General features: G+C 39.8%; 24 protein-coding genes, 8 tRNA genes and 1 pseudogene. 6 read left to right on the top strand and 27 right to left on the bottom strand.

All coding sequences use genetic code 11. The features are described 5' to 3' along the window. Positions 1-100: 100 nt before the first annotated feature. Positions 101-283 (bottom strand): hypothetical protein, encoded by a 183-nt coding sequence (locus BN997_RS11730; RefSeq protein WP_042532476.1) that lies wholly within the window; start codon positions 281-283, stop codon positions 101-103. Between the two features lie 392 nt (positions 284-675). Here BN997_RS11730 and BN997_RS23695 point away from each other — a divergent pair, with 392 nt between their 5' ends. Both BN997_RS23695 and BN997_RS11720 read left to right on the top strand, forming a co-directional pair. Continuing rightward, entirely contained in the window at positions 676-801 is a 126-nt protein-coding gene (locus BN997_RS23695; RefSeq protein ID WP_255473807.1) for a hypothetical protein, read from the top strand. After that, positions 801-1,433, top strand: coding sequence for a serine/threonine protein kinase (locus tag BN997_RS11720; RefSeq protein WP_042532471.1), 633 nt, complete (start codon positions 801-803; stop codon positions 1,431-1,433). Before BN997_RS23695 ends, BN997_RS11720 begins: the two co-directional genes overlap by 1 nt. 78 nt (positions 1,434-1,511) lie before the next feature. Here the strand turns inward: BN997_RS11720 and larC are convergent, their stop codons facing one another. The 7 genes from larC to BN997_RS11685 form a co-directional block, all read right to left on the bottom strand. Next, a complete protein-coding gene (gene larC, locus BN997_RS11715; RefSeq protein WP_042532469.1) occupies positions 1,512-1,976 on the bottom strand; it encodes a nickel pincer cofactor biosynthesis protein LarC2 in 465 nt (154 codons plus the stop codon). Between the two features lie 29 nt (positions 1,977-2,005). After that, complete coding sequence (gene larB / locus BN997_RS11710; protein WP_042532467.1) at positions 2,006-2,752, bottom strand: nickel pincer cofactor biosynthesis protein LarB; 747 nt, start codon at positions 2,750-2,752, stop codon at positions 2,006-2,008. A 33-nt stretch (positions 2,753-2,785) separates the two neighbouring features. Next, positions 2,786-3,754, bottom strand: coding sequence for a nickel pincer cofactor biosynthesis protein LarC (locus BN997_RS11705; protein ID WP_042536037.1), 969 nt, complete (start codon positions 3,752-3,754; stop codon positions 2,786-2,788). Between the two features lie 247 nt (positions 3,755-4,001). Further along, positions 4,002-4,841, bottom strand: coding sequence for an ATP-dependent sacrificial sulfur transferase LarE (gene larE / locus BN997_RS11700; protein ID WP_042532465.1), 840 nt, complete (start codon positions 4,839-4,841; stop codon positions 4,002-4,004). A gap of 119 nt (positions 4,842-4,960) precedes the next feature. Continuing rightward, positions 4,961-6,235, bottom strand: a complete 1,275-nt coding sequence (gene larA / locus BN997_RS11695; protein ID WP_042532463.1) for a nickel-dependent lactate racemase — start codon at positions 6,233-6,235, stop codon at positions 4,961-4,963. 168 nt (positions 6,236-6,403) lie between these two features. Next, positions 6,404-7,528 (bottom strand): 2-keto-3-deoxygluconate permease, encoded by a 1,125-nt coding sequence (locus BN997_RS11690; protein WP_042532461.1) that lies wholly within the window; start codon positions 7,526-7,528, stop codon positions 6,404-6,406. Further along, a complete protein-coding gene (locus BN997_RS11685) occupies positions 7,518-8,684 on the bottom strand; it encodes a glycerate kinase (RefSeq protein WP_042532459.1) in 1,167 nt (388 codons plus the stop codon). The genes BN997_RS11690 and BN997_RS11685 overlap by 11 nt, the downstream gene beginning before the upstream one ends. A 149-nt stretch (positions 8,685-8,833) precedes the next feature. On the opposite strand from BN997_RS11685, the gene BN997_RS11680 reads away from it, so the two are divergent. Beyond that, the gene (locus BN997_RS11680) at positions 8,834-9,928 is read left to right on the top strand and encodes a CdaR family transcriptional regulator (protein ID WP_042532457.1); all 1,095 of its coding nucleotides are present in this window, start codon (positions 8,834-8,836) and stop codon (positions 9,926-9,928) included. Between the two features lie 56 nt (positions 9,929-9,984). Here the strand turns inward: BN997_RS11680 and BN997_RS11675 are convergent, their stop codons facing one another. Further along, on the bottom strand, positions 9,985-11,082 hold the full coding sequence (locus BN997_RS11675; protein WP_042532455.1) for a DUF3887 domain-containing protein: 1,098 nt from the start codon (positions 11,080-11,082) through the stop codon (positions 9,985-9,987). Between the two features lie 700 nt (positions 11,083-11,782). Between BN997_RS11675 and BN997_RS11670 the strand changes: the two genes are divergently transcribed. Continuing rightward, on the top strand, positions 11,783-12,955 hold the full coding sequence (locus tag BN997_RS11670; protein ID WP_042532453.1) for an MFS transporter: 1,173 nt from the start codon (positions 11,783-11,785) through the stop codon (positions 12,953-12,955). 217 nt (positions 12,956-13,172) lie between these two features. Here the strand turns inward: BN997_RS11670 and BN997_RS11665 are convergent, their stop codons facing one another. Then, positions 13,173-14,033, bottom strand: coding sequence for an SDR family oxidoreductase (locus tag BN997_RS11665; RefSeq protein ID WP_042532451.1), 861 nt, complete (start codon positions 14,031-14,033; stop codon positions 13,173-13,175). 333 nt (positions 14,034-14,366) lie between these two features. Further along, positions 14,367-14,732 carry a winged helix-turn-helix transcriptional regulator gene (locus BN997_RS11660; RefSeq protein WP_042536035.1) on the bottom strand — a complete coding sequence of 122 codons (366 nt, stop codon included), beginning with the start codon at positions 14,730-14,732 and terminating at the stop codon, positions 14,367-14,369. Positions 14,733-14,932: 200 nt separating this feature from the next. Here BN997_RS11660 and BN997_RS11655 point away from each other — a divergent pair, with 200 nt between their 5' ends. Further along, entirely contained in the window at positions 14,933-15,514 is a 582-nt protein-coding gene (locus BN997_RS11655; protein ID WP_042532449.1) for an NADPH-dependent FMN reductase, read from the top strand. Between the two features lie 123 nt (positions 15,515-15,637). Here the strand turns inward: BN997_RS11655 and BN997_RS11650 are convergent, their stop codons facing one another. The 11 genes and pseudogenes from BN997_RS11650 to BN997_RS11600 all read right to left on the bottom strand — a co-directional run bounded on the left by BN997_RS11650 (position 15,638) and on the right by BN997_RS11600 (position 18,406). Next, positions 15,638-15,847, bottom strand: coding sequence for a hypothetical protein (locus BN997_RS11650; RefSeq protein WP_042532447.1), 210 nt, complete (start codon positions 15,845-15,847; stop codon positions 15,638-15,640). Between the two features lie 130 nt (positions 15,848-15,977). Next, positions 15,978-16,535, bottom strand: a pseudogene (locus tag BN997_RS11645) (type 1 glutamine amidotransferase family protein). Between the two features lie 343 nt (positions 16,536-16,878). Continuing rightward, a tRNA-Leu gene (locus BN997_RS11640) sits at positions 16,879-16,962 on the bottom strand. Between the two features lie 14 nt (positions 16,963-16,976). Then, positions 16,977-17,064, bottom strand: a tRNA-Leu gene (locus tag BN997_RS11635). 10 nt (positions 17,065-17,074) lie between these two features. Further along, positions 17,075-17,150: transfer RNA gene (locus BN997_RS11630), tRNA-Lys, on the bottom strand. Positions 17,151-17,243: 93 nt separating this feature from the next. Next, positions 17,244-17,318: transfer RNA gene (locus BN997_RS11625), tRNA-Gln, on the bottom strand. A gap of 7 nt (positions 17,319-17,325) precedes the next feature. Then, positions 17,326-17,402: transfer RNA gene (locus BN997_RS11620), tRNA-Asp, on the bottom strand. Between the two features lie 28 nt (positions 17,403-17,430). Further along, positions 17,431-17,502, bottom strand: a tRNA-Glu gene (locus BN997_RS11615). A gap of 16 nt (positions 17,503-17,518) precedes the next feature. Beyond that, positions 17,519-17,609 (bottom strand) — tRNA-Ser (locus BN997_RS11610). 6 nt (positions 17,610-17,615) lie between these two features. Next, positions 17,616-17,690: transfer RNA gene (locus BN997_RS11605), tRNA-Asn, on the bottom strand. Between the two features lie 263 nt (positions 17,691-17,953). Beyond that, the gene (locus BN997_RS11600) at positions 17,954-18,406 is read right to left on the bottom strand and encodes a SprT family protein (RefSeq protein WP_042532445.1); all 453 of its coding nucleotides are present in this window, start codon (positions 18,404-18,406) and stop codon (positions 17,954-17,956) included. Positions 18,407-18,851: 445 nt separating this feature from the next. Between BN997_RS11600 and BN997_RS11595 the strand changes: the two genes are divergently transcribed. Beyond that, on the top strand, positions 18,852-20,345 hold the full coding sequence (locus tag BN997_RS11595; RefSeq protein ID WP_042532443.1) for a catalase: 1,494 nt from the start codon (positions 18,852-18,854) through the stop codon (positions 20,343-20,345). A gap of 107 nt (positions 20,346-20,452) precedes the next feature. Here BN997_RS11595 and BN997_RS11590 read toward each other — a convergent pair whose 3' ends face one another. The 5 genes from BN997_RS11590 to BN997_RS11570 all read right to left on the bottom strand — a co-directional run bounded on the left by BN997_RS11590 (position 20,453) and on the right by BN997_RS11570 (position 24,917). Continuing rightward, the gene (locus tag BN997_RS11590; RefSeq protein ID WP_042532441.1) at positions 20,453-22,612 is read right to left on the bottom strand and encodes a Tex family protein; all 2,160 of its coding nucleotides are present in this window, start codon (positions 22,610-22,612) and stop codon (positions 20,453-20,455) included. A 131-nt stretch (positions 22,613-22,743) separates the two neighbouring features. After that, entirely contained in the window at positions 22,744-23,349 is a 606-nt protein-coding gene (locus tag BN997_RS11585) for a PP2C family serine/threonine-protein phosphatase (protein ID WP_042532440.1), read from the bottom strand. Then, entirely contained in the window at positions 23,346-24,137 is a 792-nt protein-coding gene (sigB, locus tag BN997_RS11580) for an RNA polymerase sigma factor SigB (RefSeq protein WP_042532438.1), read from the bottom strand. The genes BN997_RS11585 and sigB overlap by 4 nt, the downstream gene beginning before the upstream one ends. Continuing rightward, positions 24,109-24,585, bottom strand: coding sequence for an anti-sigma B factor RsbW (gene rsbW / locus BN997_RS11575; protein ID WP_042532436.1), 477 nt, complete (start codon positions 24,583-24,585; stop codon positions 24,109-24,111). Before rsbW ends, sigB begins: the two co-directional genes overlap by 29 nt. Beyond that, positions 24,585-24,917, bottom strand: coding sequence for an STAS domain-containing protein (locus tag BN997_RS11570; protein ID WP_042532434.1), 333 nt, complete (start codon positions 24,915-24,917; stop codon positions 24,585-24,587). The genes rsbW and BN997_RS11570 overlap by 1 nt, the downstream gene beginning before the upstream one ends. Positions 24,918-24,946 lie beyond the last annotated feature (29 nt).

Below are 24,946 nucleotides of genomic sequence, written 5' to 3'. Positions count from 1 at the left end.
TTCCTCAAAACCTCCGATTCATACCATCTGTGAGGCGTTAACAGGCAAACACATCCTCCTTCCCTCTCTGCATATACGATTTTTGAAGCATACCCATCCTTTATTTTGATTTCATTTTCTTTTCCATCACTGGACGAAAAAATGCCCCATAAGTAAACCCTCCCATCAGAAAACCAATTATTCCATTCCAATAAGGCTCTCCTCCAAGAAGGATACTGACCATAAACATGATGACGGAGCCCGTTAAAGCATATAAAAGTCCACTGACCCAACGGTTTTTCACGGTTTGCCGCTCCTTCCAAAGTGCTTTATACGTGTTTACCCTTGAATAAAAGCCGGAAAACGATGAATTAAGGTATATAAGAAGGCTTTTATTAGCGCTGTATCACACCTATTCCTGCATAGCAAACGTATTAAAAAAAGAGAAACATGCGTGGATAATTTAAGTACGTTAAAATTTGCGCTTACGAAACAAGCCCTCTATAATAAATGTACATTCAAATTAATCCCAAAGGGGAGTAGCATAATAGCAGCTGTCGTCATTACAGGAGAAATCCTCGGCACTGCTGGCAACCGTTTCATTTCGTTGCTTGCGAGACCTTTGTCCAAAAAATATGTGGGCAAAGGTCTCTTTTTTATTAGCTTTTGCCGCACATAAGCCAAGGAGGAAAAGAAATGTCTAAACTTACGAAGCTTCTCAAGTCTAAAATGGTAAAAGAAGGAATAAAACAAGCGCAAAAACATGCCTTGCCTGTGATCAAAAAGGAATTAGCCAAAAGAAAAGGCAGTTTTAAAAAATAATGAAACAATCCATGTACAATCACTATGTAACCACCGTTTTATTTACGAAGAAACACAGACGTATAAAAATACTCGGGCATCATAGTGACTTAGAGCTCTATGGGGCGGGGAGGAGTGCCGCTGTATTCAGAATAAAAAATGAGCATAAAGTGATTAAAATTTTCTACCCGTCTTTTGAAAAAACAGCAATGGAAGAAAAGCTAAATTACGAAAAGCTACATGGCAGTCCTTACTACCCAACGATATATGAAGCAGGAAGTAACTATTTAGTAATGGATTTTATTGAGGGCAAAACATTTTTTGAATGTCTGGCAGAAGGTATTCCGCTGACATCTCAACATATCAAGGATGTGGATAATGGATTAAATGCTGCGAGAGAGGCGGGATTAAATCCTTCAGATATTCATCTGCATAACCTTATCCTGACCAAAGAAGGCGCTGTGCGTCTGATTGATACAGCCCGTTTTTCTCAGGAGAAAAAATGTACGCAATGGGAAGATTTAAAATGGGCTTATGCACGATATTATCAGCGTACGAATTTCCCAAAAAAGATTCCAAGATGGGTCATGTATGCCGTATCAAAGCTTTACCGATTCTATCAGTATTTTCCTGTCAGAAAGGAAAAAAATTAGATGCGAGTTCTTTCCCTTTTTAATCACTAAATTTTAATAAAAAATACACAAACCAATTCAAATTGGTCTGTGTATTTTTTATAATTGCTTCCAAACTGACTGATATACTTGTTTCAATGGAATTCCATGTTCTTCAGCTATCGCTTTACAGTCTGCATACTCTGGTGAGCTTTGAAAGACCTCTCCATTCGAGATCCCCTGTTTCACTGTTACTGGCCCCCATGCTGTATCCACTTGAATAAACTTTCTTTCCATGCGGTGGACAGTTAGCGGATAATAACGGATGCCTAGCGTCGTAGTTTCCTGCAGCAGGATTTCCTTCATTTCAGGAAGTGCTTGATTGGAACAGAGCAATTGCAGTAATACCCCCGGCCGATTTTTTTTCATATAAATGGGGGTGTAAAATACATCATTTGCCCCAGCTTCAAATAAGCGGTCCATTACAAATCCAAGCCATTCCCCTGAAATATCATCCAAATTGACTTCCACTTTTATCATATTATCATCAATATGTTCCTGATTCGGAGGATGTTTTGGTGCCATCTAGACAACTCCCTTCTTATTGCGAAATGCTACTCCTCTTTTCCTTGAGCCAGCCGGTCAATCAATACGGCATTATATGCACCGCCGAAGCCATTATCAATATTGACCACGCTGATTCCGCTCGCACAGGAGTTCAGCATTGTCAGTAATGCCGACAGGCCTTGGAAGTTCGCACCATAGCCTACACTTGTCGGCACCGCAATGACCGGATGCGAAACAAGACCGCCGACCACACTTGGGAGCGCCCCTTCCATTCCTGCGATGACGACCGAAACCGTTGCGTCCTGAATCGCTGGAGCCTGATCTAATAACCGGTGAATTCCAGCAACTCCGACATCATAAAATCGGCGTACATTACTGCCCAATGCTTCAGCAGTAACGGCTGCTTCTTCAGCGATCCGCAAGTCAGAGGTTCCGGCACAGAGAATAGCGATATATCCTTCTTTTTTTTCTCTTTTCTCTTCTACCTTTAAGGATAGGATTTGTGCCATATCATGGTACGTCAATTCAGGATGAACCCCTAAAATTTTATCTGCCTTATCCGGTGAAATCCTAGTAATTAAAATATCATTCTGCTTCGCTTTGATTGCTTGCAGGATAGCTATGATTTGCTCCACGGTTTTTCCTTCTCCGTAAATCACTTCCGGAAAACCCTGCCGTTGTTTCCTGTGATGATCTACTTTGGCAAAACCTAAATCTTCATAAGTCGCTAGCTTCTTTTTCGCGTCCTCTATGCTTAATGTTCCATTTTGGACTTCCTTTAAAATTTCTTCCATTTACTTGTCCTACTCTCCAAACTTTTTCAATGTTTATGCCTCTTCGCCAATGATAACCCGGAGTACATTGGGGTGATTCGGAAATGTTTTCGTACCGGCACCATATCCCACTTTCACCACTTTCATAGACGGCATATCACAAAACTCCTCCGCTAACACCGCAGCAAAAGCAGCCCCAGTCGGCGTTGTCAATTCTGCTTTCAAGTCACTTTGCGCAATCGGTACTCCACGCAAAATCTCCAGCGTAGCCGGTGCCGGGACAGGATACACGCCATGATCAATATGAATTTTTCCAGATCCTGTTGGAACAGCTGCTGACTTGATTTCATCAATCTCAAGCTCTTCCAATAAAATCGCTGTCCCTACAATATCAATAATCGAATCAACAGCGCCTACTTCATGAAAATGGACATCCTCCAGCGGCACACCGTGAATATGCCCTTCTGCTTCACCAATTTTTTTAAAGATCTTCAACGCCATATCTTTCACGTCTTCTGATAAATCTGCTTCTTGAATCATATTTACAATATCACGATAGGAACGATGATGATGGCTATGATTGTGATGGTGATGATGTCCCTCATCGTGACTGTGACCATGATGGTGCTCATGATGATGGTCGTGGCTATGCCCGTGATGATGCTCATGAACATGCTTATGGCTATGCCCGTGCTCATGGTCGTCCTGTTCAGAATGATCATGGCGGGAATGTCCATGGTCGTCCTGTTCAGAATGATCATGGCGGGAATGTCCATGGTCGTCCTGTTCAGAATGATCATGGCGGGAATGTCCATGCTCCTCATTCTTCAGCACAACATCAAATTTTGTGCTTGTAATACCATTCTTCACTACTTTATAAACATTTAATTCGTATTCATCGACTAAAGGAAGCTTCTGCAACTCGTTTTGCAAATGAGAAAAACTCCCTCCCGCGTCAAGCAGCGCTCCTATTGTCATATCACCGCTTATTCCTGAAAAACAATCCAAATATAACATCTTCATGAAAATTACTCCTTTGTTTATCTTCTTTATACTCTTTTCACGCGAAAAAGCAGTTTTTTCAACTGCTTTCCCGTAAAAGATCATGTTTAAATTTATCCGGAGAATCATCCGTAAAACTCCATCTCTAAATAGAGAGTAAAAATAAATTTATTCAGAGAGGAGATAGCGGGTGCTAACTCCCCCCCTGAGGCACTCAGGCTAATTCCGGGGGAGAAAGGAAACAACTCCCACGGAATGAAGTTGTGTTTTAAGCATTGGCAGCGATTTGCTGTTTTGACGAAGCTGCTGGCAATACTTCATTCATGCTGCCTGTACGGTAACCGCGTAAGTCTATCGATACATAGTCAAAACCAAGAGATACCAGTTTATGTTGAACCTCTGTACGTTTTTCCAGTAATTCCACCATTTTATCAGCTGCTACTTCGATACGCGCCACATTATCATGATAACGTACACGCACTTCTTCAAAACCGGCACGTTTTAAATAAAGCTCCGCCTGATTAACCTGATTTACTTTTTGTTTGTCCAGTTTTGTACCATACGGAAATCTGGATGCTAAGCTGCAGGAAGCTAATTTATTCCATACTGGAAGCTCCAATTCCTTCGCAAGCTCGCGGACTTCCGGTTTATATAGATTTGCTTCCTGAAGGACACTGCGGATGCCTTCTTCCGTTCTTGCCTTTAGCCCCGGGCGGAAATCTGCTTCATCATCCATAATCATTCCGTCTAACACATACGGATAATCCCATTCCTCCGCCAGCTGATTCAGGCGGGTGTAAAGCAATTTTTTACTGTAATACCAGCTGTCTGGGTTATTCGCTGTAATTTGAGGCTGGTTCAATTCTTTTATTTCTGTTTGGTGCACCTTCACACCCAGATCCTCTGCTAATTGAACCGCAGCCTGAAATTCGGATTCACGGAATAATTCTGATGCAACAACAACTGCCAGCACGTTATCTCCTAACTCCTGCTGCGCTCTTTTCAAAACAACTGTACTGTCTACACCGCCTGAAAATGCCACCATGACACGTCCCATTTCCTTCAGTGTTTTCCCTAAATAACGATTTTTCTCATTGATTTCCATCATTTTATTCACCTCATTTCCCCTGACTGAAGGGGGGGATTTTACTAACAAAAGGATATAAAAAACTTTCCCATTTATTGACTAAATACATTTCATTCTATTACCAGTATACTACGCTCAGCTCAGGATTTCACTTTTTCTTCAACATAAGGTATCGTCAATGGCCCTAAAGGCATCACAGCAACGGTCATCGATTCCCCATACTTTTCATTTAACTCTTCTAACGTCTGTTCTATATCATGAGTCGGCTTTAACATGGCATTGGTTACTTGTTCGTCCGTCAGCTTGGAATAAACATAAACATCCGCCCAGACCTGAATGACAGCCTGTTTCTGAACCTGCCACTGATCAAACATTTTAAATTCCGGATTATTAATCATATCCAGCAGATCCTGCGGGCTCTTTGCCATATCAAAAATTTTCGCATAGTTTCCATGGTCAGGTAAGCCATCTGAACACTCGGATGCTACAATAATCGAACCGCCCTCTTTGACAATTTTATGGGCAGCGCTCATCCCTTTTACGGCCTGATATAAATTTTGGTCCAGCGGATAGCCGGAATTAGATGTAATCACGACATCAAACCGCTCTTCACAATGGAACATCGCGTGCTCTTTTGCATACGCACATCCTTCATCATGTGCCTGATAAAGCTCGCCAGCAAACACATTCGTAATTTCTTTCTCCCGATTTAATGTAACATTTAACATAAATTCGGGCTTACACATCCCGTTAATTTCACGGGTCATATCCTGAACCGGATTATTCTCCATATTCCCCCACGTGGAGAGCGGATCTCCAATCATCCGCGCATTATGGAAGGTCATAATCGTTTCAATCCCCGCTATTCCGGGCATGATTCCTTTTGGACCTCCAGAAAAGCCTGCGAAAAAATGCGGCTCTATAAAACCGGTTACAATTCTAAAATCAGATTCTACATAATCTTTATTCAGGTAGACATCGCAGCCAAATTTACTTTTCCCGAGATTAACAAGTGTATCCTTTTCATGACAGTGATTGTTTACAATTCGAATATTGTCTACAACCCAGCTTCCTAACATTTGAACAAATTCTTCCCTTGTCTGGTCGCGGTGTGTTCCAGTTCCATTAATAATAACAAAATTCTCTAAAGGAACATGGCTTAACTCCTCAATTAATACCGGAACCAGGATATGATTTGGTGTCGGTCTGGTAATATCACTAATGACAATCGATACCGTATCGGTAGCCTTGACAGATTCTTTCAAGGGCGCGCTGCCAATCGGATTTCGCAAAGCCTGACGGACTGCTTCCTTTTCATCTTCCATCTTTGGCAGATTGGTCGGTTCAATAAGTAAAGCGTTTTCTGGCAAATCTAAAGAAATTCCATTCTTTCCATATAGTAAATCCGTCCTCATATTCAAAAACCTCATTTCATTTAATAGCTTATATCCTGTACTTTTTTAGGTTTAAACGACATTTGCAGCAAACCGTTACTGCTAAAAAGCATTTATTTGTAAAATAACATATCATTCTATCATCAGAATAACATGATTTGTCGAATAAAACCTGCTTCTTATAACCTATCAGTCATTAACCGCATATTTCGTTTCCTGTTTATCCTCTTTTAACTCCAAATCTTCTTTTGTACCATCGATTCCTTTTTTCCGCTGATACTTGTCTATTAAAATAACACCTAAAGGACAAAGCAGCGAAGTCGTGATGGTGGATATGGAAATCTGAGCGGTCGCCATCGGAACAATACTCTGAATCGCTTCAAATTCTGCTTGTGTCATGGCTCCTGCACCAACGGCTACTGACGCTGCTGCGGCTACTGCGGCAGGTGTTGCGGCGGCGTTTCCTGCTGTGGAAGCCTCTGAGATAGGAGCAATAAAGCTTTTTTCTCTAAATAATTTAAATACAAGAATACCTGCCCCAGCTGAACAGAAAAAGGTAAGAAAAGCAAGTGTTAATCCGCCTGTAAGTACAGAGGGATTGAAGAAGTTCGCCAAATCCATGCCAGCTCCCAGAGCAAAGGCGAAAAATGGAATCGTAACCGCTTCTCCCGGCTTTAAAAACTCTCGTATTTTTGGATCCAGGTTTCCTAAAATCATTCCAATCCCGATTGGCAAAAGAACTGCAATAAATGAAATCATCGGAAATGCTGTACCTAATACCCCAAGTGCAGCTAATGTCAAAAATGGCCCGTCATTGATAGCCAGAATAGAGAGGCCGCCCACATCGGATCTATTTCCAAATTTTCCTGTCAATGCAGCATACATCCCGCTATTGCTGTTTGTCATACCAGCAATTAATGCAAGTGTGGACAATCCAAATAGTCCGCTCATCGGGTCAAAGAAGAATCCAAAAGCCATCCCGACGGCTAAGCCGGCTCCATACTTCGAACCTGTAATTAAAATCCCTTTCTTTAATGCTTTTCCGCCGACTTTCAAATTCATCTGGCTTCCCACACAGAATAAGAATAAAGCAATCAATACAAGAGCACTATCCTTAAATAATTCTTGTGAAAATCCGCCAATTCTTAAAAATTCATAGTAGCCTTCCTCTGTTTGCGGTGCTCCGAGAAATTCAAGAACTCTCATCACTGCCGGTATATGCATTTGGTCAATCGTGTTTAAAGAAGCTCCTAATAGAAGTGGAACTACCATTAACCCTCCAGGTACTTTTTCAATTGTATCCTTAATTCTCATAAATCGCTCCCCCTTTGATGTGATTAAAAGCGTAAAAATAAGAACGAACCACCTGTTCAGCACTTAATTCCAATAGGATAGATGCATTTCGCATAGACTCTTCTAACGTCATTGGTTTATTGACAATACTGTGGATACTGACAACGCCAAAATCATGGAGCACTGCCGTATCATCACCTGCCGATCCTGCTAAAATAATCGTTGGAACTCCTTGCCTTTGCGCTGTTTGCGCTACTCCCAGCGGCGTTTTACCAGAAGCAGTCTGCCCGTCTACTTTTCCCTCGCCGGTAATGACTAAATCTGTTCCTGTTAAAAATTGGTTGATGTTACTATACTCCAGGACAACATCGATCCCTCTTTCCAGTTCACATGGAAAGAAGGCCTGAAAAGCTCCTCCGATGCCGCCTGCAGCTCCTGCACCCGGCATATCATGCAGCTTGATACCTGTAACCTTTGCAACCTGATCCGCAAAATGTGCGAGATTTTGATCCAGCTGCTCTATCATTTCCGGTGTTGCACCTTTTTGGGGTCCAAAAATATGAGATGCCCCATTTAATCCAATCAACGGATTCTCTACATCAGAGGCGATTAAAAATTGACAATCTTTAATTCTGGGATCAAATGAATCGATTTCTATGGAAGCAATTTTACCTAATGCGTCTCCTCCATAACCGATTTCTTTTCCTTCTGCATCTAAAATCCTTAGCCCCAGCGCCTGCAGCATGCCGGCACCTCCGTCATTCGTAGCGGAGCCTCCTAATCCCACAACAAAAGAAGTAAAACCATCATCCAGAGCCTGTTTAATCAGCTGCCCTGTCCCATAGGTTGTTGCTGCCAATGGGGAAAGTTCTTCTTCAGATAGTAAAGTGAGTCCTGAGGCTGCTGCCATTTCAATGACACATGTTTTCTTATCTCCTAAAATTCCATATCCAGCTTCGACCTTATTCCCCAATGGATCTGTGACAATGACATGCTTCATCTCTCCTTCTGTAGCAGTAACAAGTGTTTCTAATGTTCCTTCGCCTCCATCAGCAACAGGGATCAAGACGGTTTCTGCGTCTGGAAAAGCTTTTTTGATTCCTTTATCTATGGCATTAGCTGCTTCGACTGCACTTAAACTTCCTTTAAATGAGTCTGGAGCAACGATAATCTTCATTCCATCACATCCTTTAGTAAGCGTTTTCTTTTTTTATCTGTAGTTTAAATTATACGAATATTGACTTATATTGTATATGGCTATATCATACAAAAATAAGAGGAATATATAGTTTAATATTGTAGGGTATAAACAAAGGAGCTTGAATTATGGATATGTTGACAAAAGAAATTGCGAATGCCATCGTCAGAGAAACCTCCCTCCGTTTAAATCGAAACGTAAATATTATGGATATGAACGGAGAGATTATTGCCGCTCTGGATGAAACTAGACTGCATACTGTTCATGAAGGGGCTGTAGAAGTGCTGAGCAGCGGAGAAACACTCTCTATTTATCCTGAACAAGGGGATTCCTGGCAAGGCTCGGAGCCTGGAATCAATTTACCTATCGTCTTTCAGGACACTATCATCGGGGTGATTGGGGTTACCGGCAATCCGGATGAGATGGAGGATATCGGGGAGCTGGTGAAAATGACTACAGAGCTGATGATTGACCAAGAATTTATTACTTCACAGCTGGAATGGAAACAGCGTACAAAAGAGATGGTTATTGACCAGCTGTTAAAAAGCAATGCCTCTTATAAAACGATCCAGCAAGGGCTTGATATGCTGAAAATAGAATTAACGCCTCCATTCATGGCATTCGTCATTCAAATAGATACGCTCACTATCCAAAAACAAGAATTGATTCAAAAAATAGAGCGGTTATTTGGTAAGCGTCCTGCTATTGCCGGATTTATAAACCTTAATCAGCTGTTTATTGCCGTGTCTGAAATGGAAGAGACCGAAGCCGTGCGAAAAGTAGAAGCGCTGCAAGCACTATTTCATAAGCTGGGTATTACCTTCAGAATAGCCAATAGTCTGGCTTTTCATGAACTGAAACATTTTTATCAGGCTTATTCCGATTGCGAGCTCGCTTTAAAAATCAGTGCACCGGAAATCGAAGTAATTTCATTCAGCCAGATTGAAGTACGGGCATTGCTTTATCAGCTTGACCAGACGCTGAGAGAAAGGTTCTCCAGGCGAATTCTGAACGGTTTAGATGAAACGCAGGCAATGACATTAAAAGCATTTTTTGCACATGATTTAAATATCCAAAAAACAGCTGATGCCCTATTTTTACATCGGAATACATTGCTTTACCGGTTAAATAATATCACAAGGGAAACAGGATATAATCCGAAAATTTTCAATGATTCTCTTATTTTGCAGGTGGCCTTATGGATTCAGGAACAAAATAAATAAGGCAAGGGAAGTTTGATACACTGCTTATCAAACTCCCTTGCCTTTCAATCCATTCTCTACTCTTCGCTTTCCACATCCGTGTGCCGGTATCCGCTGATCTCATTTTCACGATTCACATATACAATGATGGATGCCGGCTGTTCCGAAAACTCCACATCATATACAAACGAATAATTTCCAGCAGAAGGACCATAATAGTCTTTTTCATGATTCAACTCAAAACGAACCCATTCTCCATACTCCCGCTCAACATTATTACGCCACCTTTCCAAATCTTCAGGAGAGGCCTCTGCTTCAGCATCATCTAAGAGATCTGCCGCCTCTTCATAATCTTCAGCAGCAATAAATGTTAAAAAATCCTCGGCTGTCTGATGCGCTTCTTCCGGATAGATGTAATTCTCTTCTTCATCATAGCTGCGGGAATAATAACCTGTAATTGCATTGTCCTCATTTACATAGATATTAAAAAGAACCAGCTGTTCCCCAAACGTTGCAGCATAAATAAGAGAAGAATCTCTGGAAAACGTCTGTTCATCATAAAGATGAATATCTGCGAATTCCCCATTCGTTTCCTCCAGCCGGCTCCAATCAGACGCAATATCTGCCGGTGCTATATCTGATTCCATATCATCTTCCACTAAGTCAGCCGCTTCTTCAAAGGCACCCTCCCTCGCAAATTCTAAAAATCCTTCCGCAACGTCATGGGTCTTTTCTGAAAACTGTAATTCTGGATCAATGTTTGTCCGAAAATTAAATACTTCATTATTTCTGTTAATACCGATATAAAAGAGCGCCTTACGCGCACCAAATTTGCCTTCATAAACAAAATTAAAGATGGACGAATATGTATCTTCCTCTTCCTCCATTAAATCAATACTACTTAATCCACCATAAATTTCAGCTGTTGGAACAAATAAATCTTCAAAATCTTTTGATGTCCATTCACTGATAGAATTATCACTCAGAGAGGATGCCGCTTCTTCAAATTCTTCCTCGCTTAAAAAGGATAAAAATTCTTCTGCTGTTTGCATCGCTTCATCTCTGGCTTCCTCTCTAGTCTCTCCTTCTGATTCAGAATCAGTTTCCCCGCATGCAGAGAGTATCAAACCAAGTAAACTGACTGTTAATAGAATGGTTAACTGTTTGAACTTCAAATTTTATGCTCCTTTACCCTGATTATTTCCTTGCCGGTTAGCAGCGGATTCCTCCCTGCACAACGATGTTTTTCAAAATCGACTTATTATGTATCTATTAAACTCCATTTGCGAAAATACGCTTAATCTTTTCATATCGTACCATATGCCAGGGAAGCTTGCTAGTACTCTAATAGATGAGAAAGTTTCTATCAGAATTTCACTTTCATATCCCTTCAAACAAGGTTCATCGTGTCATCTTTTCAACTGCATTGGAAATGCTGCTTCGTATTAATCTTTTTTAACAACAATGAGGAAGAAACTACAGCCTTAAAGAAAGGTTATTATCGAAAATTTTCACCTGCTATGAAGTGAGAAAACAACAAAAAATAGCAATACCAAAGACGTTTTACCCAATGGCAGTGCCATTTTTGGTGTATATTTTTTACAGCGTGCATATCATCGGATATTTCCAATTGTTCTTTCTGTCATTACTTTATGACTCCCCCGCTTAATTCCTGTCATAATCTCTAAAAACACATGAATGCATAGCCTGTAAAATGACTCAGCCTGATAGCTCCCATTCTCCAGTTAGATCACTAATTCATCACCATTTTACAATTCATTCACTATCCTTTCGTTCAACCTCTTTACATCTGCCCCGTATCAGATATAATGTCCTTTGTATCAAAATGCACCAACATAGAAGGAGTTTCGAAAAATGCATGATTCAAACACCAAAATATGGTCATTATCCTTTATCTTTATCGTGGTTTCCAACGGTTTAGTTTTTATGATTTTCGAGATGCTGCTTCCCACGCTTCCTCTCTTTATTACTGCAATTGGAGGCGGCGCCAGCCAAGTCGGCATCGTCACAGGAATATTTATGTTATCTGCTATTCTGACTCGTCCTTTTGCTGGTCTTCTAGCAAGTAAAATGGACAAAAAATTCCTCTTAATCCTAGGTATTTTAATTAATGCCTTGGCGACTGGAGCCTATTATCTTTCAAGTGATATCACTACGCTATTGATTATTCGGCTTTTTCATGGAGCAGGGTTTGGGTTGATTACGACATATTTCGCTACATTAGCAGCCGAAATCATTCCTAAAAAGCGGCTCGGAGAAGGAATTGGATATTTTGGTCTGGGTGAAACGATTGCTATTTCTGTCGGTCCCATGATAGGTATCTTAACGCTGGAATTATATGACTTTCAGCGCTTATTCTTAGGCGGAATGGCAGTATTGATACTGGCTGTAATCATGGCCATATTGATTAAACGCGCACCAAATGGAAGAGAATTAGATAGAACAGCCAGTGTAAAGACAAAAATTCTTGAAAAGAAAGTTCTCTTCCCTGCCCTTCTGATTTTATTAGTCGGAACGGCAGCAGGAGGAATCATGTCATTCTTTTCTTTATATGCCTTGGAAAAGGATTTTTCTCATGTAGGATTGTTTTTCTTCGTTATAGCGGCAGCCAGCTTTGCAGTACGATTGGTTTCTGGCAGGCTGTTTGACTTGCACGGACCAGCCGTCATCTTGATTCCAGGTTCTATCTTTGCAATCATTGGATTAGGTCTTTTATATATTGCCAATACAGACACGGTCTTTTTTACAGCAGCAATATTTTACGGTCTAGGTTTCGGAGCATTGCTTCCTGCTATACAAACCTGGTGTATCAACCTAGTCGATAAACAGGAGCATGAAGATGCCATGGCCTCTTTCTTCAATTTTTTCGATATTGGGATAGGCGGCGGCTCATTGGTACTGGGATTAATAGCAGAAGCAGCGTCTTATCAGACTATCTATATTGTATCTGCCTTCGTATACGTCTTATTTTTCATTATGTATGTAGTTTATTTACTTATAAAAAAACGTTCAAAAGAATTAGTTTAAGTGGAATATCAAGGGTTTAATACCCTTGATATGATTAATTGAAAAAGCAGCCATGCACTTACTTTTTTCTGCTGCTGCACATGCCAGGAAGTATTTTTAGATTCCCGCTTTGATTCTCAGAAAACCGCTTATACCCCGGTTTCTCGATTTCATAGATGGCAATTTTGCCTTCTTTATTAAAATGAAAACTTCTTCAGTAAAGCAGAAGCTCATAAAGTTAATTACTTTCTATAAAGGGAGATTCCTCTAAACCCGTCCACTGAAGACTTTTAATATATAAATCTTTTTGGCGTTCTTCATTATACGAAACAGGGGAAGTCTGTTCTATTTTATTATCTTTAAAAAACTTCCCTGTAACATCTTTCACTTCATTGGATGAAGCCAAATAAGCAGGCAAAGTGGCACCTTGCTCTGGATTTTTTGAAAATAACTTCATAACTGGTCTTAAAAACTTCGGTGCCATTCGGGTTGCCTGAGGGGTATAAATAAATCCTGGGTGCAGTGCATTGACGGTCACACCGCTGTTTGACAAGCGCTCACTCAGATAATACGTCATCATCAGAACAGCGGTTTTTGCAGTTTTATATGCCTGCATTCCCGAATAATCAGAAGCAGTTTGATTTACTGCATTATCCGGCTCAAACTCTTTGTCTTCCATGACAGATGCGATATTAACCACTCTTCCTGAACCGGAAGCCTTCAATTGATCAAGCAGCAGATGAGTTAATAAAAACGGTGCTAAATAATTAACCGCAAAAGTCATTTCAAAGCCGTCGTTATTGACTTGATACTGACCGAATACACCGCCGGCATTGTTTATGAGAACATCTAATTTGGAATAGCGCTTCTGAACCTGCTCTGCCAGCTTTCTAATCTCCTGCTGTGAGGACAAATCAGCGATCAGTAAATCTATATCCTTATTATCAGCAGCAGCTAATAATTCTTGACGTGCTTCTTCCCCTTTTTGCTTATTTCTGCATACTAAGACGATACGACAGCCTTGCCTGGCTAAAATAGCAGCTGTTGCGAATCCAATTCCTGAATTAGCTCCAGTTATCAAAACCGTTCTCCCTTCCATTCATCTCGTCCTCCTAATATTTAAGTCAAAGCATCCTTCATATACTTGAATCAGTTTGGTAATTTCAATAATATAATTTATAAAAATACAGGGGGGTTACAAGCAGAGGCAGATATGAGACGGTAGCATTGCAGGCAATTGTCCGTGATATACTCTCTACTAATGTAACCCTTCTTTGATCAAGACATTTTATAACCTTGTTATACATCCATAAATGATTTATACTTTTAAAGCACAAAAGTATCCAAGCTTAATCAGCATACTATTACTGGACAACAAAGTGAGTAATTCATAGAAAACACCATTCCGCTTCGTATTACAACTTATCGGGAATTATATTTGTTCCTTCTGCTCTTCATTATCTTTTCCATATAATTTCTCCAAATGTTCCAGATGCTCCGTCCCCCAGCTTCTCATTGATACTAATAACGGTTTTAAACCATGACCGTACGGTGACATAGAATACTCCACTTTTGGAGGCACCTGCTGATAAACCTTGCGATGAACAATATCGTTATATTCTAATTCTCTTAATTGGGAAGTTAACATTTTTTTAGTGATTTCCGGAATAGCCCGCTGCAGTTCACTAAAACGCAATTTTTCGTTTTCCATAAGGTGAAATAAAATAATCGGTTTCCATTTTCCTACAATAATATCTAACGCAACTTGAAGCTCTCCACAATTTTCACCTGTCGTTATATTCTTCACTTTTCAACCGCTCCTTTATAAATATATGCATGAACCCCTTATATATCAAATGGTTTCCTAAAAGTAACTAGGTATAAATAAAGTGCCTTCTTCTCAAAAAGGCACTTTAGGTTTATTATAACTCTTGTAATCAAATTAATACAAACTTATTATTTGATTCATTACATCTAAATTTATACGGAGGTTACAGCATGACAAGAATTGGTATTATTACAGGAAGCACACGTGATGTACGTGTTAATTTACAAGTTGCAGAATGGGTTAAAGATTTTGCAGATAATAAAGATATAGACGCAGAATTTGAAATTGTTGATATAAAAGAAAGTGGTCTTGGACGTTTCAATGAAGCAATCCCCCCGCTTATGACAAATAAAGAATACGCAACAGAAGAACAGCGTGCATGGTCAAGAAAAATTGATTCGTTTGACGGGTTTATTTTTGTTACACCGGAATATAATAAAAATTTCCCTTCGTCCCTTAAGGATCATTTAGATTATTTAGGTTCAGAGTGGCATCATAAAGCAGCAGGCATCGTAAGCTATGGCTCTACGCTTGGTATTGCAGCTTCCCTTGCATTACGTACAACGTTATCCAATTTAAAAGTAGCTACAGTTGAACCACAAGGTGCATTCAGCTTATTTAATGACTTTGAGAACATGGCAACTTTTGCACCAATGGAAGTGCATAAACCAAGATTTGGCGAAATGATTGATGATGTTGTCGCTTGGTCCAATGCCCTTAAATCTGTGAGAAAAGAAAAGAGCCTTGTGTAAGTTATATTATCCAACAGTTTATAAAATAGAATAATTCCACTAAAAAAAACAGACACCCTTTCCATTATTGGAATAAGTGCCTGTTTTTTTACAACGGACCAAAACATTATATAGATTTAAAAATTAATATTTCTCCTCTTTAGATTTAGTTACAAGGTACACTAGCGGTCCGCCAAAAATCAATCCTGCTGCTCCTATGCCTAAAAAAACAGCCGTGTATGAGATGAATTCCATTTCCCTGCCTAAAATAAAATCAATTATCATACGGCCAATGGTGATTATTGCAGGGAAAGCAAGCGACCAAAGCAAGATAATTTTTAATCCTTTTGACACGTTATCCCTCCACAAATCCTTCTAGCTATTCTGATACAACCTTTTGTCATATTCATTTCAGGACAATTCTCCCCAATCTCTATACTCAATTCTACTATAATTATAATTTTCATTTTATTTCAAGCGAAGATTATCTAAACGGATTCCCATATTTTTCACAGTATTTATAAAATCCATGCTTATACATATACATCATTTTTTTAATATTTTCGGAGGTATCAAATTCGATCAACTCTAAAATCAAATGTGTAAATTCAATCGGAGCTGTTCCGTTTGCAGTGACTAAATTTTTATCTGTTACTGCTTGCTGCTGAAAAAAACTGCTCTTAGCATGATAATTTTCATAGCCCTTCCAAGCATCAACAGAGTTACCCGTATGATTATAATGATTTAGAAAACCGTTTTTCGCTAAATAATCCACAGCTCCGCATATAGCTCCAACAGGTATATTATTTTGAAATGCCGTTTTGATTAGATGCAAAAGCTTTTTATAATCATTATTCCATGTATTCCCGCCTACCGTTACCAATAGATGAGCATCCTCAGGTTCAGAACCAATGATTTAATCGACAGCAGTTCTAAAACCGCCAATGGAACTTACCGTATCCTCCAAAGAAATCGTATGAACCGACCAATCCTCCCTCTGATTTAATGTTGTTGATAAGTAAGCACCTTCCCAATCTGGCAATAAACCAGCTCAATAAAAGATTTATAATATTCATAATATAAAAATTTCCCCGTTGCTTTACTAGTTCCTCAAAGCGAAGAACACGTAACCTTTAAAGAACGCCTGGGGCGCTCATCCATTACTACGATAATTAATGTTTAGTTGTTCTCTAGTAAGCAAAGAGAAACTGCTGACAAATTGGATGATTTATTCTAAATCCGAACGTTTCATTTTTACCATTTATTCACATGGTCAAAAACTGGTCAAAACTATATAAAAAAACACCCATTTCATATAGAAAAATGAGTGCATAAAAAAATATCAAAGGTCTGCAACCCTTGATATGACTGGTTTGTACATATGATGCGGTCGGTGGGATTTGAACCCACACGGGTTATTCACCCACCAGGCCCTCAACCTGGCGCGTCTGCCATTCCGCCACGACCGCATAATATAAAAAAATGGTGCGGATGAAGGGAGTCGAACCCCCACGTCCTTAACGGACACTGGAGCCTGATTCCAGCGCGTCTGCCAATTCCGCCACATCCGCAAGATAAAAATGGTGAGCCATGAAGGATTCGAACCTTCGACCCTCTGATTAAAAGTCAGATGCTCTACCGACTGAGCTAATGGCTCCTATATATGACAGGTCATTATTTATAGTCCCTATCAATAAAAAAATACTATTATCTGTAATAGTATTATCATGTATTCCTTCTAAAAAGAAAATGGCTGGGCCACCAGGATTCGAACCTGGGGTACACGGGATCAAAACCCGATGCCTTACCGCTTGGCTATGGCCCAACTATAATGGCGGTCCGGACGGGACTCGAACCCGCGACCTCCTGCGTGACAGGCAGGCATTCTAACCAACTGAACTACCGGACCAATTATTTATTTTGATTTCTTAGAAAGATGACCCGTACGGGATTCGAACCCGTGTTACCGCCGTGAAAGGGCGGTGTCTTAACCGCTTGACCAACGGGCCATTATGAAAATTAAAATGGCGGAGAAGGAGGGATTTGAACCCTCGCGCCGCTTACACGACCTACACCCTTAGCAGGGGCGCCTCTTCAGCCACTTGAGTACTTCTCCAAATAATGGCTCCACAGGTAGGATTCGAACCTACGACCGATCGGTTAACAGCCGATTGCTCTACCACTGAGCTACTGTGGAATATAAAAGTAATCAGTCACTATCTATGTAATATCCTAATTACGCAACAACAAGAAATATCATACAATATATCCTGTTTTTTGTCAACAAAAACTGTTAAATTTCTTGAAAAGTTTTTTTCGCTTAGAAAGTTATTCAAAAATCCAAGCCATTCGACAAAGCTGCTGAACAGGTCATTCGCAATGAATGAAAACTGTCATTTCATATCAGCTACATTAATTTATCATGGATCATATTATTCGTCAATACTTAATTGAAAAAAATTAAATCAGATGTAATCTCCCCCTGCATTTTCCACATCGATACCTGGATACATCTACTTTCCTTACTCTTTTATAAACCATTTTACATTTTTGGCATTCATATATATGCTGGTAGCGCTGCTGATTCGAAGGAAGCTGTTTACAATGACGGGGAGAGCCCGTTTTTGCAAGCAATTCTCTAAAATCTTTATCTCGATGCTGGTACCCTTTTCCTTCAATATGCAAATGGTAATGACAAAGCTCGTGCTTAATAATCCCGTGAAACTCTTCCTTATCAGATTCCAGTACATATTTGGGATTCAATTCAATTAATCGTTTACTTGGGATATATCTCCCTCCAGTTGTCCGCAGACGGGAGTTAAATCGTACTTTGTCCATAAACGTTTTATTAAAGAAAGCTTCTGACAGCTGATTAACTAACTGGTACAATTCTTCCTCCGGCATTGGGTCCATCTGTTTCAACCTCCAATATATAAAGAAAGCTTCATTATTTTAATGTTCTTCTTACCTTCCTGACAATTCAAAACATACTTCTTTATTATACGCCATCAGACATTCCCAAAAATTGTTTAACTGATGACAACTCATTTTAACATAAAAAAGAAGCTGTCGGAACTTCTATTCTCTATCTTATATTTCAGTTATACTAAGAGTTTTATTCTCATTTAAAAAACTTAATTGAGAATTAGTAGAATCACTTATCTAATATATTATTTTATTCTAAAAGAAAACAACACTTTACTAACATTTGCTTAAAAATACGATACCCACCGTCAAGAAGGACTTCTATATCAAAATAAAAAAATGTCATTCAAATTAAACAAGAATATTAATAGCAATCTACTATTTATTATGTTATTATAATAATTGTATTTAATATATAGGAGGGAAACTATCTATGAGTGAAAAAAGAAAAATGACCACTGCATTTGGAGCTCCTGTTCCAAATGATGATGATTCTAAAACGGCCGGTAAACGTGGTCCATTATTAATGGAAGATTTTTGGTTTCTTGAAAAGCTTGCACACTTTGATCGCGAAGTAATTCCTGAGCGCCGTATGCACGCAAAAGGATCCGGAGCTTATGGAACATTAACGATTACTAACGACATTACTAAATATACAAAAGCAAAAGTCTTCTCTGAAGTCGGGAAGAAAACAGACATGTTTATCCGTTTCTCTACCGTAGCTGGTGAACGCGGAGCTGCTGATGCAGAACGCGACATCCGCGGTACTGCGATGAAATTCTACACAGAAGAAGGAAACTGGGACTTAGTCGGTAATAATACGCCTGTATTCTTTATGAGAGACCCTAAACGTTTCCCAGATTTGAACCATGTTGTAAAACGTGATCCAAAAACAAATATGAAGAATGCTGATGCAAACTGGGATTTCTGGTCTAATTTACCAGAAGCACTTCATCAGGTAACTGTTGTTATGTCTGATCGCGGGATTCCAAAATCTTACCGCAACATGCACTTATTCGGAAGCCATGCATACAGCTTATATAATGAAAATAACGAGCGCGTATGGGTGAAATTCCACTTCAGAACACAGCAAGGTATCGAAAACCTTACAAACGAAGAAGCTGCAAAAGTTGTCGGTGAAGACCGCGAAAGTCACCAACGTGATTTGTACACTGCTATTGAAGAAGGAAACTTCCCTAAATGGAAAATGTACATTCAGGTTATGACTGAAGAAGAAGCTAAAAATATGCCTTACAATCCATTCGATTTAACAAAAGTATGGTACAAAGATGAATTCCCGCTTATCGAAGTTGGCGAATTAGAACTGAATAAAAACCCGGAAAACTATCATGAAGAAGTAGAACAGGCTGCATTTGCTCCTACAAACATTGTTCCTGGCATTGGTTTCTCTCCAGATAAAATGTTGCAAGGCCGTCTATTCTCTTATGGAGATGCACAGCGCTACCGTTTAGGCGTGAACCACTGGCAAATCCCTGTTAACTATCCGAAAAACGCGAAAAACTTCCACCCATATCATCGTGACGGCGCAATGCGTGTTGTCCCTTACACTGGCGGACAAGTCAGCTACAGCCCGAACCAATATGGAGAATGGGAAGACAGCAAAGAGCATCAGGAGCCTGCATTACAGCTGGGCACAGATGTAGATGCTGATTACTTTGATTTTGATGAGGACGATGCGCTTTACTACGAACAGCCAGGTAAGCTATTCCGCTTAATGTCTGATGAGCAAAAACAAGCTCTTTTCCAAAATACAGCGGATGATATTGCTCCAGCAACAAAATCAGTAAAACTTCGTCACATCAACAATTGCTATAAAGCTGATCCAGAATACGGAAAAGGCGTTGCAGAAGCAATTGGCATCTCTCTTGATGAAGTGGAAGCTGCAAACGAAGAATCTGTAAAATAATAGAAAAATAAAAAAAGACCTCTCCTTATCTAATGGTGAGCGTCTTTTTTTATGGTTGAAAAAGAGGGAACTTCCCAGCATGGAAGCTCCCTTATCTTATTTATACATTATTGAATCATTGAAAGCGCAATTCTTCCTTTTTGGACATTCACATCATCGACCCAGACGGTGACTACATCACCAACAGAAGCGACATCCATGGGATGCTTGACGAACTGCTTGGACATCTTAGAGATATGCACAAGACCGTCCTGTTTAACACCAATATCAACAAAGACTCCAAAATCAACCACATTTCGCACCGTTCCCTGAAGCTCCATGCCAGGTTTTAAATCTTCCATATTCATGACATTTTTCTTTAATAACGGCTGTGGAAAATCATCACGCAAGTCACGTTCCGGCTTGCTTAATGCCTCCAGAATATCTTCTAATGTCGGCAGTCCAATCTCTAATTCTTCCGCGACAGCCTGCTTGTCTATTCCTTCTATCTTTTGCTGCAAAGGCGCTGTCCCCAGAGCTTGTTCATCAAACTTGAGCTTGTTTAATAATGCTTTCACATGTGGATAGCTTTCCGGATGAATAGGAGTACGGTCAAGCGGTGTATCCCCATCTACAATTCTCAAGAAACCGATCGCCTGCTCATATGTTTTCGCCCCAAGTCTCGGGATTTTCTTTAATTGCTTCCGGCTGGTAAATTTCCCCTCCTCTTCCCGTTTTTTGATCACATTATTTGCAACGGTTTTACTTAAACCAGATACGTACTGCAAAAGAGAGGAAGAAGCTGTATTCACATTAACACCGACTTGGTTAACCGCTGTTTCCACAACGAATGTCAACGAATTGGACAGCTCTTTTTGACTGACATCATGCTGATATTGCCCAACGCCGATGGACTTCGGATCAATTTTCACCAGTTCCGCTAATGGATCCTGTACCCGTCTTGCAATAGATACAGCACTTCTTTCCTCTACTTGTAGATCAGGGAATTCCTCTCTTGCTAAAGCGGAGGCAGAGTACACACTTGCTCCTGCTTCATTTACAATAATATACGGAATATCCAGCTTGTTATTTGTTAATACATCTGAAATAAATTGCTCTGTTTCCCGTGATGCTGTACCATTTCCAATCGCAACCAGCTCTACATCAAATTGATTTATTAAGCTGATAACCACCTTCTCTGCGCCCTTCACATCTTTCTTTGGAGCAGTCGGATAAATCACATGGATTTGATGGACCTTCCCGGTTTCATCCACAATCGCAAGCTTACAGCCAGTACGGAAAGCCGGATCCACTCCTAAAATGACTTTCCCTTTTAATGGCGGCTGAAGTAATAGATTCCTTAAATTTACGGAGAAAACTTCAATCGCCTGTGCTTCCGCTTTTTCTGTAAGTGCACTGCGGATTTCTCGTTCCACGGAGGGTTCAATCAACCTTTTATAGCTATCCTCTACAGCTGCTGTTAATAATTCCTTCATATGCTGCGGGCACGTTTTTTTAATTACCTTTTTCTCTAAATAGGCAATTATTTTATCAACAGGCGGTTCTACCTGTACTTTTAAAATCCCCTCTTTTTCTCCGCGGTTAAGTGCAAGAATACGATGGGAAACTAATGAGCGAACCGTTTCACTATATTCATAATACATCTCAAAAATCTGTTTTTCATCTGCTGCTTTATTTTTCTCTTCAGATTGGATGGTTCCTTGCTTCATCGTGGCATCGCGAATAAATTCACGGTAAGCCGGTTCATCAGAAATCCATTCTGCAATGATATCATTTACTCCCTGAAGTACCTCTTCTACGGTGCTTAGCTCATGCTCTTCAGAGAAATATTGTGTGGCTTCCTGTTCTAACTCAAGTGATTCGCTCTGCTCCCAAATAGCTTGGGCAAATGGCTCTAATCCTTTTTCCTTTGCGATAGTAGCTCTTGTACGGCGTTTTTGTTTATAAGGGCGATACAGATCTTCTACTTTTTGAAGCTGCGTCGCTTTTTCAATGTCGTTTCTTAATTCATCTGTCAGCTTACCTTGTTCTTCAATGATACGAAGTACTTCTTGTTTTCGTTCAGACAGGTTAAGGACATATGTCCACCTATCCTGTATCTCTTTTATTTTTACTTCATCCAATCCGCCTGTGGCTTCTTTTCGATATCTTGCAATAAACGGAACGGTATTCCCTTCATTTAAAAGAGAAATCACTTTCGAAACAGTGTTTCCTTGAATATTGGTATCTTTTGATACGATTGCAATTAATTTTTCATCTGCACTCACTGTTGCTTCTCCTCCTTACTCTACGTTCTATTGTATCAAATTAAACGTGTCAATGCTTTCTGACACAACAAAAAAGATTGATTTATAATCAATAATAAATGAATCCATGTTCATGTTATTGTGATTATAAATCAACCTTTTTCTCCTTTGTATCTAATTGCCAGTAACGTTGTATCATCCTGCCTGGTACCGTCACTATGCTGCGCATAAGTATCCGTAATCTGCTCTACATTGTAGTCTTTAAAATAATACGCAGATAACTCTTTATCTTTTACGCCGTCTGAAAATACAATGAAATTTGTTCCATCGGTTAATTTTTCCGTCATAGCCTTTACGCCTCGGTAACGAGATCCCAAATATCCAGAGCTTGGAATATTTCGCTTTTTCTTACAGCCTCGCTCCAAAATAATAATCCCTATATTTCCAATGGAGGAAAAAGTAAAGGTCTGATCGATGAAGTCTAATTTTAAAATCCCCATCACTGCACCACGCATGCCAAGCAATTTTTTATTGCATAAATCAACAATTTCTTTTACTGTTTTAAATTTATGCTCCTTCACAATATCGATTACTGCCTGTGAGGATTCTTTTGCAATTGCCCCGCTTCCAAGACCATCCGCGAGCACTCCTAGAAACATATGGTCTTCTTCTATAAAAAAGTAACTGTCTCCACATAAATGATTACCCTTTTTAGATTGTTGATAGACGGAAACATCGACATATTTACCGGAAATCAATCGAATACCTCCGTACTTTCTGTTTGCATTGTTTCTCGCAATTTACGGAGTGCTCGTCTTTGAAGCCGTGACACATGCATTTGAGAAATACCCAGCATTTCACCTGTTTCTTTCTGGCTCATGTTTTTAAAATAGGTGCATTCTAAAATAAGCTGCTCCCGTTCTGATAAAACAGGAAGAACTTTTTCAAGAATCATTTTTTGCTCCAAGTTTTTAAGACTATTGTCTTCGTTACCAATTAAGTCCAATATAGCAACAGTGCTGCCGTCTGAATCAGCTTCAATTTTATGGTCAACTGATAAAGCTTTATAGCTTTTACTCATTTCCATTGTTTCTAAAACTTCTTCTTCCGGTACACCAATGTGTTCTGCAATTTCTTGTATGGTAGGAGATTTTTGATTTTTAGTCGTTAGTTCATCAGCACTTTTGCGGATTTTTGGTCCCAATTCTTTAATACGACGAGGCACATGGACACTCCATGTCTTATCTCGTATAAATCGCTTTATTTCACCAATAATGGTTGGAATAGCGAAAGACTCAAACGACTTACCATATGACGGATCGTACCTCTTAATTGCCCCAAGCAATCCAATCATGCCGACTTGTACAAGGTCTTCATGAATAGCGCTATTTTTGGAGTACTTCCTGGCAATAGATCCAACGAGATTCTGATAAGTTAAAACAATCTTTTCCTGTAATTCTTCATTTGTTGGATCTTCCTGAAGTGTACTTATCCATTGGTAAACCTCATCTCCCCCTCTATTGAATGGTTGAGATTTGGTCGTCATCCATGTCCACCTCTTCTTCTCTATTGTATTTAGTCATAATAACCATTACGCCATATTTATTGTTGATTTTTACTTCGTCCATGAGTGCTTCAATCAGGAATAGGCCAAACCCTCCTTCCCGGATTTTTTCAACAGGTTCATCGGATTGATATGGCCCTGTACCGTTCTTTACTTCTTCTAAATCAAAGCTTCCTCCGCGATCAGCTACCATAATTTCCATCCGGTCTTCATACAGGCCGAAGCCAACTGTAATTTCACCAGATTCTTTTTCTTCATAAGCATGCTCTACAGCATTTGTAACTGCTTCAGAGATAGCTACTTTTAAATCTTCAATCGCATCATAGGAAAAGCCCATCCGGTTGGCAACCCCCGATAGAGTCAGACGCATTACTCCAATATACTCCGCTTTCGCCGGTACTTTCATCTCTATATAATCAAATGCTTCCATCACTCATTGCCACCTCGAATCGCTGCTTTGATCTCTATAATCTCACTAAGTCCGGTAATCTCAAAAATACGAAAAACCCGATCCTGCACATTTTTCAACGTATAATGGCTTCCGCTTTCCTTAGAGGCTTTCAAAGCGCTGACAAACACTCCTAAACCGGTACTGTCCATATACTGCACATTTTCTAAATCTACTTCGATTTCATTGCCGCTCTCTCTCATCAGCGGCATTAATGTTTCTTTCAGCTCCGGAGCTGTGTATGCATCAATCTCTCCGCTCACTTCTAAAACTTTTACATTGCTGTCTTCTTGTACGTTTACTGATAAATTCATAATAACCCCCTCTGCCATCCAGATATAAG

The organism is Oceanobacillus oncorhynchi (assembly GCF_000821065.1).
GTDB lineage: Bacteria > Bacillota > Bacilli > Bacillales > Amphibacillaceae > Oceanobacillus > Oceanobacillus oncorhynchi.
This window is presented reverse-complemented; position numbering and strand designations above follow the sequence as displayed.